The following is a 16436-nucleotide window of genomic DNA, read 5'->3' on the forward strand; positions in this document are numbered from 1 at the left end:
GGGCGCTCCTCCCCAGTCGTCGGCCCGACTAACCCGTGTGAACGTAGGGAGTGAGTGATGGACGCGTTGGTGACCACCGAATGGCTGGCCGGGGAGCTCGGTGCGAGCGATCTCAGGATCGTCGATGCCACCTATTTCGCCAATTTCCCCGGCGAGCCGCCGCGCGACGCCGCCACCGAATATGAGGCGGCGCATATTCCGGGCGCGGTGTTCATGAACCTCGGCGAATTGCGCGACACCGACAGCGATCTGCCGATGATGCTGCCGAGCGCGGAGAAATTCGCCAGCCGCATGCAAAGCCTCGGGCTCGGCGACGGCAGCCGCATCGTGCTCTACGACAATTCCCCGCATCATACCGCCGCGCGGGCGTGGTGGATGCTGCGTACCTTCGGCGCGCACGACGTCGCGATCCTCGATGGCGGCCTCGCCAAATGGCAGGCGGAGGGGCGCGCGACCGCGAGCGGCAAGGAAAGCCTGCGCCATCGCCATTTCACCGTCTGGGTCGATGCCAAGAACGTCCGCACGCTGGCGCAGATGAAGGCTAATATCGACAGCGGCGCCGAACAGGTGGTCGACGCCCGCTCGGCGGCGCGCTTCACCGGCGAGGAACCCGATCCGCGCCCCGCGACGCATGCCGGCCATATCCCGGGCTCGAAGAACCTGCCGCAGGGCAAGCTGTTCAACGTCGACGGCACCTGGAAGCGCGGGCAGGCGCTGCACGAGGCGTTCGCGGCGGCGGGGGTCGACCTCGACCGGCCGATGGTCGCCACCTGCGGTTCTGGCATCACCGCGGCGGTGCTCGCCTTCGGCGCGCATCTGGTCGGCAGGGACATGCCCATCTATGATGGCAGTTGGTCGGAATGGGGAGCGGATCGCTCGACGCCCAAGGCCATGGGAGCCAAGGAAACCGTTGACGGATAGGAACACGACCGACCGCGATCTGGGCGACGCCACCCGCGTCGTCCAGGCCGGCCGGCGCCCCGAATGGACGCAAGGCATCGTCAACACGCCGGTCTGGCGCGCCTCGACGATCCTCTACGACAGCATCGCCGACCTGCGCGCCAATGCCCGGCCCGATACGCATCACCGCCTCTATTACGGCCGCCGCGGCACGCCGACGCAATGGAGCCTCGCCGACGCGCTGACGGCGCTCGAACCGGGGGCGGAGGCGACCTTCCTCTACCCCTCGGGCGTCGCGGCGATCGCCGCGGCGTTGCTCTCGGTGCTGTCGCCCGGCGACGAACTGCTGCTGGTCGACAGCGCCTATGACCCGACACGCGGGCAGGCGATGCAATTGCTCAAGCGGTTCGGGATCACCACGCGCTTCTACGATCCGTTGATCGGCGCGGGGATCGAGGCGCTGGTCGGCCCGGCGACCAAGGCGATCTTTCTCGAAAGCCCGGGCAGCCTGACCTTCGAGGTGCAGGACGTGCCGGCGATCGTCGCGGTGGCCAAACGCCACGGGCTGACGACGCTGCTCGACAATACTTGGGCGACGCCGCTGTTCTTCCCGGCGATCGAGAAAGGCATCGACCTCACCATCCTCGCCGCGACCAAATATGTCGTCGGCCATTCCGACGCGATGCTCGGCTCGGTCACCGCCGCGCCGGGCCATTATGCGCGGCTGCGCGATACGAGCTTCCAATTGGGGCAGGTCGCCTCCCCCGACGATAGCTGGCTCGGCAGCCGCGGCCTGCGCACGATGGCGGTACGGCTGGCGCAGCACCAGCGCAGCGCGCTGGAGATCGCACGCTGGCTCGCGGAGCGGCCCGAGGTGGCGCAGGTGCTGCACCCGGCCCTGCCCTCCTGCCCCGGCCACGATCTGTGGGCGCGCGACTTCAAGGGATCGAGCGGATTGTTCTCGTTCGTGCTGAACGGCGGCGGCGAGGCGGCGCGCGCGGCGCTGATCGATACGCTCGACCTGTTCGGCATCGGCTATAGCTGGGGCGGGTTCGAAAGCCTCGCCATCCCCGCCGACCCCGCCCGAAGCAGGACCGCGGCGCCGCGCGACTATGCCGGGCCGATGGTTCGGTTGCAGATCGGGCTGGAGGACGCAGGCGACCTGATCGCCGATCTGGAGCGCGGGCTGGCGGCGTTCAGAGGGGCTATATAATTTGTAAGTCCTCCCCCGCCAGGGAGTGCCGGGTTGAACGGCCGCCGGCCGTTCAAGGTCATGCCGGGGGCATGATCAACCCTGCACTCCCGCTAAAGCGAGGGAGGATTTGACGGTTACTGCGCCGATGCCTTCGCGTCCTGGCCGTCGCCCTCGGGCGCCGCGACGATGTCGCGCGTCGTCGCACCCTTGTCGACGACGTTGGTCGCGGGGTCGCCGACCGACGAGCGGATGCCGGTGTCGGCCGCGTCGCCGCCGGCCTGGCTGACGACGCCATTCTCCGCCGCGCTGCGCTGCGTATTGCCGCCGAACAAGGCGTCGAGCGTCTGCGCCTGCGAGGCATTGTCCTGCGGGCGGGCGGCGCCGGGCTGCGGCGGCACCAGCGAATAATCGGGCGGGATCACCAGCGGCGCCTGACGCGCGACGGCGAATTCGTCCGGCCGGGCGCGATCGTAGCCGCGCTTGCCGCAGCCCGAGAGGAGGACGACGCAGGCGAGGCCGGCGAGAATCGGAACTGACTTACGCATGGGGATTCTCCGAGGGGATGTCGCGCTTGTCGCGCATCAGGAGCGCGCGGACAAGCAGCACCAGCACGCCGAGGGTGATCGCCGCATCGGCGACGTTGAAGACGAGGAACGGCCGCCAGTCGCCGAAATGCAGATCGGCGAAGTCGACGACATAGCCGAAGCGCACCCGGTCGACGATATTGCCGAGCGCGCCGCCCAGGATCGCGCCCAGCGCCATCTGGTCGGCGCGATGGGGCTCGCGCGTCATCCACACCGCCACCGCCACTGCGATCGCGCCGGTCATCGCGACCAGCGCCCAGCGCATCGTGTTGGTGTCGGCGTGGAGCAGCCCCAGCGAGATGCCGTGGTTGGCGACGAAGCGCAGGTTGAAGAACGGCGTGATCGTCCGCTCCGCGGTCAGCTCGTCGAGCTGCAACACATCGGTGATCGTCACCTTCGTCACCTGATCGACGACGAACAGCAAGGCCGCGGTCAGCAGCCCGGCGATGGGGATGTTACGCATGGGCGACGACATCCTCGCACCGCGCGCACAGGTCGCCGTCGACCGCCACCTCGGGCAGATGCCGCCAGCAGCGTCCGCATTTGTGGTAATCGGTACGCGTCACCGCGACCGCGTCGCCGGCTTCGACCTTGGCGACGATGAACGTCTCGGCCAGCGCCTCTGCCGACAGCGGCAGCTCGGGTACGGTCACCTCCGCCTCTAGGCTGGAGCGCACCGTCTTCTCGCGGCGCAGCGGCTCGATCGCCTCGGTCACGCTGGTGCGCAGCCGGCGGACGTCCGCCCAGTCGGTGCCGAGCGGCTGGTCGCCGGGCAGCGCCGGCAGTTCGGGCCATTCGAGGAAATGCACCGATCCGTCCTCGCTCGGGAAGCGCGCCTGCCACACCTCTTCCGCGGTGAAGCAGAGGATCGGCGCGGCATAGCGGACGAGAGCGTGGAACAAGGTGTCGAGCACCGTGCGATAGGCGCGCCGCTTCGGATCGCCCGGCGCATCGCAATAGAGCGAGTCCTTGCGGATATCGAAGAAGAAGGCCGACAGATCCTCGTTGGCGAAGTCGGTCAGGCGACGCAGATAGCGGTTGAGCTCATAGCTCTCCGCCGCCTCGCGCAAATCCATGTCGAGCTGGCCCAGCAAGGTGAGCACGTAGCGCTCCAGCTCGGGCATCGCCTCGACCTCGACCCGTTCGGCCTCGCTGAAGCCGTCGAGCGCGCCGAGCAGATAGCGGAAGGTGTTGCGCAGCTTGCGATAGCCGTCGGAGGCGGTACCGAGCACTTCCTTGCCGATCCGCACGTCGTCGAAATAATCCGTCGAGGCGACCCACATGCGCAGGATGTCCGCCCCACTCTCACCGATCACCTTGAGGGGATCGACGACATTGCCGAGGCTCTTCGACATCTTGCGCCCCTGTCCGTCGAGCGCGAAGCCGTGCGTCAGCACCGCGTCATAGGGCGCGCGACCGCGCGTGCCGCAGCTTTCGAGGAGCGACGACTGGAACCAGCCGCGATGCTGGTCGCTGCCTTCGAGGTACAGATTGGCGCGGACGTCCTCGCCGTAGCGCGCCTCGACGGTGAAGACATGCGTCGAACCGCTGTCGAACCAGACGTCGAGAATGTCGTTCTGCGGTTCGTAATCCGCCAGGTCATGATCGGGGCCGAGCAGCGCCTGATGATCCGCGGTGAACCACGCATCGGCGCCGCCGTCGCGGAAGGCGGCGATGATCCGCGCGTTGACCGCGGGATCGTTGAGATAGTCGCCGGTCGTCCGATCGACATAAAGCGCGATCGGCACGCCCCAAGCGCGCTGGCGGCTGATCACCCAATCGGGGCGCCCCTCGACCATCGAGCGGATGCGGTTCTGCGAGCGCGCCGGCACCCAGCGCGTATGCTCGATCGCGTCGAGCGCGGTCTCGCGCAGCGTCGCGCCGTTGCTCGCGCCTTCCCCGCCGTTGAGGATCGGCCGGTCCATCGGGATGAACCATTGCGGCGTCGCGCGGAAGATCACCTTCGCCTTCGACCGCCACGAATGCGGATAGCTGTGCGCGAAATCGTCCGAAGCGGCGAGCAATGCGCCGACCGCGCGCAGGTCCGTGCAGATCGGGCCGTCGGCGCCGACGAACTTCTTGTTGATGACGCTGCCCTGTCCGCCGAGCCACGCCCAATCGGGCCGGTAGAAGCCGGCGCCGTCGACCGCGAATACGGGCTCCAGGCCGTTGGCCTTGCACAGCAGGAAGTCGTCCTCGCCATGGTCTGGCGCCATGTGGACGAGGCCGGTGCCGGCGTCGCTGGTGACGAAATCGCCCGACAGGAACGGCCGCGGCCGCGCGAAGAAGCCGCCGAGCGCGTGCATCGGGTGACGCGCGGTCGCCCCCTCCAGGGCGCTGCCCTTAACTAGGGCTATCACGGTTTCGAGCGCGATGCCGGTGCGCTTGCCGAACGCCGACACCAGATTTTCCTCGACGAGGAAGCGCCGGCCGCCGCTTTCGAACAACACGTAATCGAGTGCCGGATTATAGGCGAGCGCCTGATTGACCGGGATCGTCCACGGCGTGGTCGTCCAGATCACCGCGGTCGCGCCGACCAGCAATTCTCCCTCGGGCGCGGTTGCGATCTCGAAACCGACATCGATCTGGGTCGAGACGACGTCCTCATATTCGACCTCGGCCTCGGCGAGCGCAGTCTTTTCGACCGGCGACCACATCACCGGCTTGGCACCGCGATAGAGCTGGCCGCTCTCGGCGAATTTGAGCAATTCGCCGACGATCGTCGCCTCGGCGTCGTAATTCATCGTCAGATAGGGATCGGCCCAATCGCCCATCACGCCCAGCCGCTGGAACTGGTCGCGCTGCACGCCGACCCAGCGATCGGCATAGGCGCGGCATTCGGCGCGGAATTGCGCGACCGGCACCTCGTCCTTGTTCTGCTTCTTGGCGCGATACGCCTCCTCGACCTTCCACTCGATCGGCAGGCCGTGGCAGTCCCACCCGGGCACGTAGGGCGCGTCCTTGCCGATCAGCGACTGGCTGCGGACGATGATGTCCTTCAGCACCTTGTTCATCGCATGGCCCATGTGGATGTCGCCATTGGCGTAGGGCGGGCCGTCGTGGAGGATGAATTTCTCGCGCCCCGCCCGCTGTTCGCGCAGCCGGTCGTAGACGCCGATGCGCGCCCAGCGGTCGAGGATCGCCGGCTCCTTGGCGGCGAGACCCGCCTTCATCGGAAAGTCGGTCTTCGGCAGGAAGACGGTGTCGCGCCAATCTTTCGGCGTGTCGGGGGCGTCGGTCATATGTTTGGCGGTCTTATCGTGAGTGTCGGTCAGCACAAAGCGCATAAACGAGGTGGGTTAAGCATCCAGCAACGCCCGCGCCCGCGCGCAATCGCGCTCCATCTGCGCCATCAGCGCATCCAGGCCGTCGAATTTCGCCTCGGGACGCAGATAGTCGATCAGCGCCACCTCGATCGATTGCCCGTACAGATCGCCGGAAAAATCGAAGAAAAAGGGTTCGAGCAGCTCCTTGGGCGGATCGAAGGTCGGCCGGATGCCGAGGTTCGCCGCGCCCTTCAGCTGCCGCCCGTCGGCGAGCCGCGCGGTCACCGCATAGATGCCGTAGGCCGGGCGCAGATACTTGCCCATGTCGACGTTGGCGGTGGGATAGCCGATCGTGCGGCCGACCTTGTCGCCATGCTGGACCACGCCCTCGATCGCGAAGGGGCGGGTGAGCAGCCGCGCCGCACCGCGCGGGTCGCCGTCGCACAGCAGCCTACGGATGCGGGTCGACGACACCGGCTCGCCGTCCAGCGTCACCGCACCGACCGTCTCCGCGACGAAACCATGCGCCCGGCCGCGCGCGGCGAGCAGGCGGACGTCGCCGCTCTTGCGATGGCCGAAGGTGAAATCCTCACCGGTCACGACGCCCGCGACCGCGAGATTGGCGTGCAGCCGCTCGGCGATGAACGCCTCCGCCGACAGCGCGGCGAGCGCCGCATCGAACGGGAAGACGACCATCGCATCGACCCCCGCCGCGGCGAACAGCCGTTCGCGCTGGTCGAGCGTGGTCAGCCGGAACGGCGGCGCATCGGGGCGGAAGTGGCGCACCGGATGCGGATCGAAGGTCGCGACCAGTGCCGGCCTGCCCTCGGCGCGCGCACGCGCCACCGCCCGCCCGACCACCGCCTGGTGCCCGAGGTGAAAGCCATCGAAATTGCCGAGCGCGACGATCCCGCCCGCCAGATGCGACGGCACCGCCGAGCCACCGTCCAGCCGCTCCATCGCCGGCCCCTTAGGACGCGCGCGTGCGGGGAGCAACAGGTGGTGCAAATCGGCCCCTTTCCGCGGCCCGTCGACCGGGGGTAGGATGATGACCATGACGTCCCTCCCCTACCTCGGCAGCGGCCTGATGCCCGAGCCGATCGTCGCCCGCCTGCTGTCGCAACCCGGCGTGCAGAAGGTGCCGAGCCCGAAGCTCGACCTGTTCATCGCCCGCGGCTTCATCGGGCCAACGCTGTGCGACGCGCTGATCGAGCGGATCGACGCGGTCCGCCGCCCCTCGACGATCGCCGATCCCAACGGCGACGCCGCCTTCCGCACCAGCGAGACGGGCGATCTCGCCGCGACCGACCCGGTGGTGCAGGCGGTCGAGGCACGGCTGGCCGCGTTCACCGGCCTCGACCCCATGCATGGCGAGCCGTTGCAGGGCCAGCGCTACGCGGTCGGGCAGGAGTTCAAGGGCCACACCGATTATTTCGAGCCGCAGGGCGCCGACTACGAGCGCTATTGCTCGGTGGCGGGCAACCGGACGTGGACGGTAATGGTCTATCTCAACGAACCCGAGGCCGGCGGCGCGACCCGCTTCAAGGCCGCAGACAAGATCATCCAGCCGGAGACGGGCAAGCTCGTCGCCTGGAACAACCGCCGCTTCGACGGCACGCCCAATCCGGCGACACTGCATCAGGGGATGAAGGTGCGCGACGGGGTGAAATACGTCATCACGAAATGGTATCGCGAACGGGTGTGGGCATGATCCCAATTCCTCCCCCGCCAGGGGAGGTGGCAGTGCGCAGCACTGACGAAAGGGGCGGAAAGGGCGTTAGCCTTGTTACGAGGCTCCGCCTTTTCCGCCCCCTCCACCACTCGGCTAGCGCCGAGCGGTCCCCCTCCCCCTTGCGGGGGAGGATTTCGCACTAGAACGTCGCGCTCACGCCAAGGCTGAACACGCGGCCGAGATTGTAGCGGTTGATATACACCTCGTTGCCGTTGGCGAAGGTCTGGCTCTCGCGATAGCGGGTGCGGGTCAGGTTGCGCGCCTCGGCCTTGATCTCGAACTTGCCGCCCATCAGCTCGACGCCTTGCCGCGCGACGAGGTCGAGGCGGACGCCGGGATGCTCGACGATGTCGGGCTGGAAGCCGGTGCCGCTCAGCAGCGAGGGACCGCGATTGGTCACGCGCTTGCTCGCATAGTTGAACAGCAAGGTGATCTGCGACAGCGCCGCGCTGTCCTCGATCCCGATCTGCAAGTTGACGAGATGGTCCGACTGGCCCGTCAGCGGCGCACCGTCGCGGAACAGCGACGAGGCGGGCGCAAAACCGACCGCGCAATTGCCGACCGCCTGGGTCGAAGAGGCGACCGACGGCGCGCAATTGCTGTCCGCGGTGATCTTCGACTTGGTGTAAGTGTAATTGGCGACCAGCAGCGCGCGCCGCGTCGCGAAGAACTCGCTGCCGAAGACGTCGGCGAGCGGGAAATATTTCTGGAGCTCGACCTCGCCGCCGTACAGCGTCGCCTTGGGCAGATAGGTGAAGCCGGTCTGCAACCGGTCGTCGGCGCCGGTGTAGAAGCCGACCTGCTCGATCGGATTGTCGATCCGCTTGTAGAAGCCCGCCAGAGTGAAGCGCTGGTCGCGCTTGAAGAACCATTCGTAGCGCGCTTCGAGATTATAGAGCTTCGAATCGCGCAGCAGCGGGTTACCGAAGAACAAGCGATCCGAATCGGGATCGCGGAACTGCTGCGGCGCGAGCTCGCGGAACTGCGGGCGCGAGATCGTCTTGGCGGCGCTGGCACGCAATTGCATGTCGGCGGCGAAATTCCAGGTCAGCGTCGATGCCGGCAGGAAGTAATCGTTCTTCAGCCGCGCAAGGCCGGTGGTGACGCCGAACGGCGTGACCCGCTCGTCGCCGCGCTCGTAGCGCACGCCGATCACCGCCCGCAGCCCGTCGAACGCCTCGCCCTCGGCCTGCACATAGCCGGCATGGACGTCGAGGCTGGCGTCATAGCGATAGGCGCCCGCCGCGGTGCTGAACTGCAACTGGATCGTGCAGGGCGCGGTGTTGGCGGTGGACGGACAGGCGTTGTTGAGCACGTCGGGGCTTAACAGATAATCCGGCCGTAACAGATTGTAGGGATAGCCCGGCGCGGTGCCGCCGCCGTTCGACGTCTGATAGTTGAACTGCAGGCGCGACGAGGTCCGGTCGGTGCCCTGGTAGAAATAGCCCGCCGACAGCGTGATCGGACGATCGCCGTCGATCTTGTACGACGTGTCCGCCTGACCGGTCCACAGATTCTCGTTCAGCTCGCTGAAGATGATCGAGGCGAAGGGGGTGAAGCGCTGCGTCACCTGATAGGCGCCGTTGCACTGGTAGCCGTCCGCCTGCTGCGCACCGTCGCTGGTGATCGGCACGCCGGTGGTGGTCGTCGCGGAGCAGAGATAGTCGAACTGCCGCTCATAAGGCGCATTGCGCTTAGAGTTGGCATAGGCGCCGCGCACGTCGACCTTCAGCGCATCGGTCAGCTTGAATTCGCCGACCAATTGCGTCTCGATCAGCTGGCGTTCGAACCAATTGGTGTTCTGCTGGAAACGCAAACCGCTGGCGTTGTTGTACAGCGTCGCCGCCGATCCGCGCGCCTGCTTCAGCGTGTCGTGGATATAGACGTTGGTCCAGCGGATGGTGTTCTCCCCGAACTCCAGACCGACGCCGATCAGGGCATTGGCGACGATCCGGTTGTCGGTCAGTAAGGTGCTGAAATCGTTGCGCAGCGTGCCGTCTGCCGAGACGCTGTCCTGCTGGTTGGCGAAACGGGTGCGGAAGGTGTTGCTGGCGCTCAGCGAGGCGATCACGCCGAGCCGCGACGATCCGATGTCGTAGACCGAGCCGCCGCTGATCTCGCCCGACCAGTTCGCCGGCAATTGGTTGTTGCGCTGGAGCAGCGTGGTCGAGGCGTTGGAGAGCTGCGCGACCTGCGCGGCGGGGATGATGCCGCTGCCGTTGGGCGCATTCTTGATAAACGCGGGCACCTTGCGCGTGCCGTCGTCGAAGCCGATCCAGTCGGCATCGCCGCCGTAATAGGTATAGCCCAATTCGCTGGTCGTCGCGTCGTCGGCCGAGATGGTCGCGCCGAACGAGACGAAATTCTTGTCGGGGATCGCCTTGGTCGTCAAATTGATGACGCCGCCGCCGAACTCGCCGGGATAATTGACCGAATAGGTCTTCTGGACCAGCGCCGAACCGACGATTGTCGTCGGGAAGATGTCGAGCGGCACCGAACGGCGCAGCGGCTCGGGGCTGGGCAAAGGCGAACCGTTGAGCAGCGACGAGGAATAGCGATCGCCGAGGCCGCGGACGTAGACGAAGCCGCCGCCGACCACCGACAGGCCGGTGACGCGGGTCAGCGCGCCGGCGATGTCGCCCTCGCCGGTCCGCGCGATATCGGCACTCGACAGCACCGAGACGATCTGTGGAGTCGAGCGGACGACGTTGGGGATGTTGCGGCCGACGACGACGATGTCCTCGCCATCGCCGTTCATGCCCGGGGCGGACACCTCGACCGGTGCCTCCTGCTGATCCGTGGCGGTCGGCGCCGCGCTCTGCGGATCGGTCGCGCCGCCGGGGCTCGACGTCGCGGGCGTGGAGGTCTGCGCCGGGGGCGGTGCCGGCGCGGCGGTGCCACCCGCGGTCTGCGCGAGAACCGCCGGCGCCACGAGGGTGGAGGACATCAATAGAAGGGTGGCGAAAGCGAGCCGCTGCGGCATGACCGTCAATCCCGGATCAGGAGTCTGGATACAGGTGTCCGCAGGTGACGGGATCGCCACCTGCGGAACCGATGCTGGGATGGGGCACCGTCAGGCGCCCCATGGCCTCAGCGGCCCTGGCAGGCGAAATAGACCGAGTTGAACGACGGCGGACCGAAGTCCTGCAACGCCGTATCGGCCGGACGGACGGTGCTGCGCCCGCCGCTGGTCTGCTCGCCGGCGATGATGTTGACGCAGGCGACGTTGCTCACCGTCTTCACCACGCCGTTGACGAAGCGCATGTCGGAGCCGCCACGCTGGCGGATCGCGGCGGGCGCCAGCGCGGTCTGGATGAAGGTGAAATTGGCGTAGGTCGCGAAGGTCCGCGGCAGCAGGTCCTCGGCGTTGTTCGAGTCGATCTCGGTCGAGAAGCTGTCGACGGTCGCGCCGCTGGTCCGCTGCGCCGCGATCATGAACTGGATGAAGCCGCGATAGCCGTTGTCGATGTCGAAACCGTCGTCGTCGGCGCCGGTGATCGCGATATATTTCAGGTTGCTGGTGCCGCCGAAGATCTCGATGCCGTCATCCGCCGAATTGTGGCTCTGAATATGGTCGAGCGTGGTGCCCGACCCGGTCGCGCCGAGCGTCAGGCCCTGCAGCTCGTTGCCGTCGCTGATCGCGATGCCCGAATAGCGGATCTGGACGTAGGACATCGTGCCGCTCGAATCGGCGGTGTCGGTGCCGCCGTAGAAGCGGCCGGTGACGCCCTCGATCGCGAGCTGGCACGGCGTCGCGTTGCTGCCGCCGCTGCCGGTCGCGCACACCGCGGTCGGCGCGCGGCCGAGCAGGATGATGCCGCCCCAATGGCCCTGGCTGGTTTCCGATTCGCCGGTCGCCGAGCTGACGTTCTGCTGCGAGGTGAAGATGATCGGTGCCGCGGCGGTGCCGATCGCGTTGAGCTTCGACCCGCGGTTGACCAGCAGCAGGTCGTTGGTCGATTCGTTGGCATTGGCGAAGACGGTGACGCCGGGCTCGACGGTCAGCGTCACGCCGGTGCCGCCAGTCGCGCCGAGATCGGTGCCGACCTCGGTCTGGCCGGTGAAGCGATAGGCGATGCCGGCGATGCGCGGCAGCGTCAGGCTGGTGGTGACCGCCTGCGGGATGTCGCAGATCTTGAAGCCGCCGATCGTCGCGGCGGTGGCGGTGTTCGCCGCGCCGGTCGCGGTGTTGGTGCCCGCCGGGCAGGCGGCGCCGCTCGCCAGCGTGCCGATCGCCGGCACCGCGGTGCAGCGCGCGCCGCTGCCGCCGAATTCGGCGGCAGTCGAGTTGCAGGTCCAGCCCTGGAAGCTCGTGTCGCTCGGCCCGCTCAGCGCGCCGACGTAATTGGTGCGGGTGAAGAAGGCGTTGATCGCCGACGGGTCGGCCGCGGTGGTCAGCGAGGTCGCGGACGCCGGATAGACGCCGTTGAGCGTCGAGCCGACACCGTTGACGTTGTTGTTGCTGCCCGCGTTGACGATGGCGAGCTGCTCGTCGGAGGTGATCGTGATCGTGTTGACCTGCGTGGCGGCGGCGAATTGCGCGGCGGTGATCGCCGAGGGGGTCGGCGTCGGGGTCGGCGCGGTCGGCGTCGGGGTCGGCGCGACGATCACGACGCTGCCGGCTCCCGGCGAGGCGACGCTGTCGGCGCCGCCGCAGCCGGCGAGCGCCAGGCAGGCGGTGGATGCCATGAGGATTGCGCCGATGCGCGTGTTGCTCGCCATGATCGAAAGCTCCCGGTCGATAGTCGTTGTGACGGTCGGCCAAGGCTCCCCCTTCGACCGTTCCCTGGAGCCGCGGTACGAGCGGTAAATGACGTCTGAATGAGATTCGGGAGACGTTTCGGTGACGGTGATGTGACGACTTTGTTACGGCGGCGGCGGCGGGGCCGCGCGGCGCATGGGACGCAAGCCACTGAATGCCAGCGAAATTCCTCCCCCGCTAGCGCGAACGGATCGCACACGACCCGTAACAAGCCAAACCCTCTTCCCGTCATCCCGGCCTTGAGCCGGGGTCCCGCTTCTTCTTCTGCGGCTCAACCGCGGCGAGCAGAAGAGAGCGGGATGCCGGATCAAGTCCGGCATGACGAAGCAGGTTGCGGATACCCCCGCCCCCAAACGCAAAACGGGCGCCCTCCTTCCGGAGGACGCCCGCCGCGTCACGAAGCCAGCAAGCTTACTTCTTGCCGTCCGTCACGCCGATCGCGGGAACCGAGACGGTTTCCTTCTCGGTCTTGACCTTGGGCACTTCGACCGTGGTTTCCTTGGTACCGACGACGACCTTCTTCGAATCGAGATCCACCGCCGGCAGCGAGCCGCCCTTGGCGCTGACGTCGACGATCGGCAGCGAGCCCTTCTTGGTGACGTCCGCGCTCCAGAAGCCGGTCAGGAACAGCAGGGCGACGATGATGATCGCCACCACCGCCACGATCGCCAGCACGCGGCCGGCGCCGCCGCGACGCTCAACGATGACGCGGTCGCCGTTACGGTCGGTCGTATAGTCTACCATGATCTCTCTCCCTTTGAACTGAAGAGCTTAATCCGGAGATCAGACGATTGTTCCCGATCCGCAACGACCAAAAGGAACCGGGCACCGCGGCGGCCTCGGCCTGCACGCCGCAACGCCCCGGCGCCAGAAACCAAAAAGCCCGCCGATCGTGCGACCGGACGGGCTGATATGGTGGGCGCGACAGGGATTGAACCTGTGACCCCACCCGTGTGAAGGGTGTGCTCTACCGCTGAGCTACGCGCCCGAAACTTATCGGAGGCGGGCCTTTACGGGCAGCCGCCGCCGCTGTCCAGTCTCAGTTTACCGAATCTTTCAGGCCCTTGCCGGCCTTGAACTTGGGCTGGTTGGACGCCTTGATCGTCATCGGCTCCAGCGTGCGGGGATTGCGGCCCTGCGACGCCTTGCGCTTGGAGACGGAGAAGGTGCCGAACCCCACCAGGCGAACCTCGTCGCCCTTCTTCAAGCTGTCCGTGATCGCGTCGAACACCGCTTCCACCGCCTTGATCGCGTCGCCCTTGGCGAGCCCCGAGGTGTCCGCGACCGTCGCGATCAGCTCTTGCTTGTTCATGGAATACTGCCCCCTTCGAACCTTAAGAAGAATCATTGCCAAGCCAGAACGACCAGTAAGGCCGCCCCGACCGGCAGAGTCAATCGATACCGCTGCGCTGTGTAAGGCGCAGCGGTTTCAAAACGTTAACGACGGCCTAGCCGCCTTTGGGTCAGTGATGCAACTCACCGCCCGCAGGTGCAACCCCCGCCGGCGGCAATGCGGCGAGTTCATCGGCGTCCGTCCACTCGATTGCGGACAGGGGTTCGGTCAGCGCCAGCTTGAGCACCTCGTCGACGTGCGCGACCGGTACGATGGACAGCCCGTCCTTGATGTTCTGCGGGATGTCGGCGAGATCCTTCTCGTTTTCCTGCGGGATCAGCACCGTGGTGATGCCGCCGCGCAGCGCCGCGAGCAGCTTTTCCTTGAGCCCGCCGATCGGCAGCACACGGCCGCGGAGCGTGACCTCGCCGGTCATCGCCACGTCCTTCTTCACCGAGACGCCGGTGAGCGTCGAGACGATCGAGACGACCAGGCCGATGCCCGCCGACGGCCCGTCCTTGGGCACCGCACCCTCGGGCAGATGGATGTGGATGTCCTTGCGGTGGAACAGCGACGGCTTGATGCCATAGCTCGGGCTGCGCGCCTGGACGAAGCTGAAGGCGGCCTGCACCGATTCCTTCATCACGTCGCCGAGCGTACCCGTGGTCTTGACCGCGCCCTTGCCGGGCACGGTGACGCTCTCGATCGTCAGCAATTCGCCGCCGACCTCGGTCCAGGCGAGCCCGGTGACCGCACCGATCTGATGCTCGGTCTCGCCGAGCCCGTGGCGGAACTTCTGCACGCCGGCGAACTCGCCGAGATTGTCGGGCGTCACCGTGACGCTCGTCACCTTGCCTTCGAGGATCTGGCGCAAAGCCTTGCGCGCCAGCCGCGCGATCTCGCGCTCCAGCGTGCGCACGCCCGCCTCGCGCGTGTATTTCTGGATCAGCGCGCGCAGGCCGTCGTCGGTCAGCGTGAACTCGCCCGGCTTCAGGCCGTGCGCCTCGATCTGCTTCTCGATCAGATGGCCCTTGGCGATCTCGACCTTCTCGTCCTCGGTATAGCCTTCGAGGCGGATGATCTCCATCCGGTCGAGCAACGGCTGCGGCAGGTTGAGCGTGTTGGCGGTGCACACGAACATCACGTCGGACAGATCGATGTCGATCTCGAGATAATGGTCGTTGAACTTGCCGTTCTGTTCCGGGTCGAGCACCTCGAGCAGCGCCGACGCCGGGTCGCCGCGGAAATCCTGGCCGAGCTTGTCGATCTCGTCGAGCAGGAACAGCGGGTTGGACGTACCCGCCTTCTTCAGGTTGGTCACGATCTTGCCCGGAAGCGAGCCGATATAGGTGCGGCGGTGGCCGCGGATCTCGGCCTCGTCGCGTACGCCGCCGAGGCTCTGGCGGATGAACTCGCGGCCCGTCGCCTTGGCGATCGACTTGCCGAGGCTGGTCTTGCCGACGCCCGGCGGGCCGACGAGGCACAGGATCGGCCCCTTCAGCTTGTTGGTGCGCGCCTGCACGCCGAGATATTCGACGATCCGGTCCTTGACCTTCTCGAGCGCGTAATGGTCCTCGTCGAGCACCGCCTGCGCCGCGGCGATGTCCTTCTTGATCTTGGACTTCTTGCCCCAGGGCAGGCCGAGCAGCACGTCGAGGTAGTTGCGCACGACCGTCGCCTCGGCGCTCATCGGCGCCATCGTCTTGAGCTTCTTCAGCTCCGACGTCGCCTTGCTGCGCGCTTCCTTGCTGAGCTTCAGCGTCGCGATCTTCTGCGTCAGCTCGGCGATTTCGTCGCCGTCGCTCTCGTCGTCGCTATTGCCCAGCTCGCGCTGGATCGCCTTCAACTGCTCGTTGAGGTAATATTCGCGCTGCGTCTTCTCCATCTGGCGCTTGACGCGGCTCTTGATCTTCTTCTCGACGTGCAGCACGCCAAGCTCGCCCTCCATCAGCGCATAGGCCATCTCCAGCCGCTTGACCGGATCGAGCTCGACCAGCAGCGCCTGCTTGTCGGCGACCTTGACCTGCACATTGGCCATGATCGCATCGCCGAGCTTCGAGGCCTTGACGATCTCGCCGAGCTGCTGCGCGGTTTCGGCGGGCAGCTTCTTGTTGAGCTTGGCATAGGTCTCGAACTGCTCGACCGCCGAGCGCATCAGCGCCTCGACCTCGACGCCCTCCGCCTCGCGCTCCTCCAGCATCTCGACCGTCGACTGCAGATAGCCGTCACCCTCCGACAGCTCGCCCAGCCGGCCGCGCGCCTTACCCTCGACCAGCACGCGCACGGTGCCGTCGGGCAGCTTGAGCAATTGCAGCACGGTGGCGGTGACGCCGACCTCGTACAGATCCTCGCGGCCGGGATCGTCCTCGGCCGGATCGAGCTGCGCGACGAGGAAGATCTCCTTGTCCGCGCCCATCGCCGCTTCCAGCGCGGCGACCGATTTGTCGCGTCCGACGAACAGCGGCACGATCATGTGCGGGAACACGACGATGTCGCGCAGCGGCAGAACGGGGAATGTGATCATGGATACTCCGGCGCCACTTCGAACGGGGTGGCTTTGATACTCTATATGGGGATCGGGGCGTATCCATCAATCGTCGCGCGTACGGCACGGCGGGACTTGTCATCCTTCGGCCGAGCGCCGAAACCCGCCGCTTCCATCCG

Annotated in this window: 12 protein-coding genes and 1 tRNA gene; 3 read left to right on the plus strand and 10 right to left on the minus strand. The window is 66.9% G+C overall.

Going from position 1 to position 16436, the window contains the following annotated elements; genetic code table 11:
- The first annotated feature begins 57 nt into the window (after positions 1-57).
- Both sseA and metC read left to right on the plus strand, forming a co-directional pair.
- Positions 58-921, plus strand: coding sequence for a 3-mercaptopyruvate sulfurtransferase (gene sseA / locus ACLBWH_RS17465; RefSeq protein ID WP_447800122.1), 864 nt, complete (start codon positions 58-60; stop codon positions 919-921).
- Complete coding sequence (metC, locus tag ACLBWH_RS17470) at positions 872-2113, plus strand: cystathionine beta-lyase (protein WP_416222405.1); 1242 nt, start codon at positions 872-874, stop codon at positions 2111-2113. The genes sseA and metC overlap by 50 nt, the downstream gene beginning before the upstream one ends.
- Before the next feature lie 116 nt (positions 2114-2229).
- Here metC and ACLBWH_RS17475 read toward each other — a convergent pair whose 3' ends face one another.
- From ACLBWH_RS17475 to ACLBWH_RS17490, 4 genes are read right to left on the minus strand one after another with little or no spacing between them, the layout of a single operon-like run.
- The gene (locus ACLBWH_RS17475) at positions 2230-2640 is read right to left on the minus strand and encodes a DUF3035 domain-containing protein (RefSeq protein WP_322849059.1); all 411 of its coding nucleotides are present in this window, start codon (positions 2638-2640) and stop codon (positions 2230-2232) included.
- Positions 2633-3142, minus strand: a complete 510-nt coding sequence (gene lspA, locus ACLBWH_RS17480) for a signal peptidase II (RefSeq protein WP_447800123.1) — start codon at positions 3140-3142, stop codon at positions 2633-2635. The genes ACLBWH_RS17475 and lspA overlap by 8 nt, the downstream gene beginning before the upstream one ends.
- Positions 3135-5921 carry an isoleucine--tRNA ligase gene (gene ileS, locus ACLBWH_RS17485; RefSeq protein ID WP_447800125.1) on the minus strand — a complete coding sequence of 929 codons (2787 nt, stop codon included), beginning with the start codon at positions 5919-5921 and terminating at the stop codon, positions 3135-3137. Before ileS ends, lspA begins: the two co-directional genes overlap by 8 nt.
- 57 nt (positions 5922-5978) lie before the next feature.
- Positions 5979-6905 (minus strand): bifunctional riboflavin kinase/FAD synthetase, encoded by a 927-nt coding sequence (locus ACLBWH_RS17490; protein WP_447800127.1) that lies wholly within the window; start codon positions 6903-6905, stop codon positions 5979-5981.
- A gap of 94 nt (positions 6906-6999) precedes the next feature.
- Here ACLBWH_RS17490 and ACLBWH_RS17495 point away from each other — a divergent pair, with 94 nt between their 5' ends.
- Positions 7000-7656, plus strand: a complete 657-nt coding sequence (locus ACLBWH_RS17495; protein WP_322849055.1) for a prolyl hydroxylase family protein — start codon at positions 7000-7002, stop codon at positions 7654-7656.
- A gap of 160 nt (positions 7657-7816) precedes the next feature.
- Here the strand turns inward: ACLBWH_RS17495 and ACLBWH_RS17500 are convergent, their stop codons facing one another.
- From ACLBWH_RS17500 to lon, 6 genes are all read right to left on the minus strand, one after another.
- Positions 7817-10660: a TonB-dependent receptor domain-containing protein gene (locus ACLBWH_RS17500; protein WP_447800129.1), complete on the minus strand. Its 2844-nt coding sequence runs from the start codon at positions 10658-10660 to the stop codon at positions 7817-7819.
- Between the two features lie 107 nt (positions 10661-10767).
- The gene (locus ACLBWH_RS17505) at positions 10768-12399 is read right to left on the minus strand and encodes a hypothetical protein (protein WP_447800130.1); all 1632 of its coding nucleotides are present in this window, start codon (positions 12397-12399) and stop codon (positions 10768-10770) included.
- A 451-nt stretch (positions 12400-12850) separates the two neighbouring features.
- Positions 12851-13183, minus strand: a complete 333-nt coding sequence (locus ACLBWH_RS17510) for a hypothetical protein (RefSeq protein ID WP_447800131.1) — start codon at positions 13181-13183, stop codon at positions 12851-12853.
- Positions 13184-13352: 169 nt separating this feature from the next.
- Positions 13353-13427, minus strand: a tRNA-Val gene (locus tag ACLBWH_RS17515).
- A 51-nt stretch (positions 13428-13478) separates the two neighbouring features.
- Entirely contained in the window at positions 13479-13751 is a 273-nt protein-coding gene (locus tag ACLBWH_RS17520; protein WP_038661816.1) for an HU family DNA-binding protein, read from the minus strand.
- Positions 13752-13902: 151 nt separating this feature from the next.
- Positions 13903-16296 (minus strand): endopeptidase La, encoded by a 2394-nt coding sequence (lon, locus tag ACLBWH_RS17525; protein ID WP_447800133.1) that lies wholly within the window; start codon positions 16294-16296, stop codon positions 13903-13905.
- Positions 16297-16436: the final 140 nt, after the last annotated feature.

It is taken from the genome of Sphingomonas sp. M6A6_1c (genome assembly GCF_053345135.1).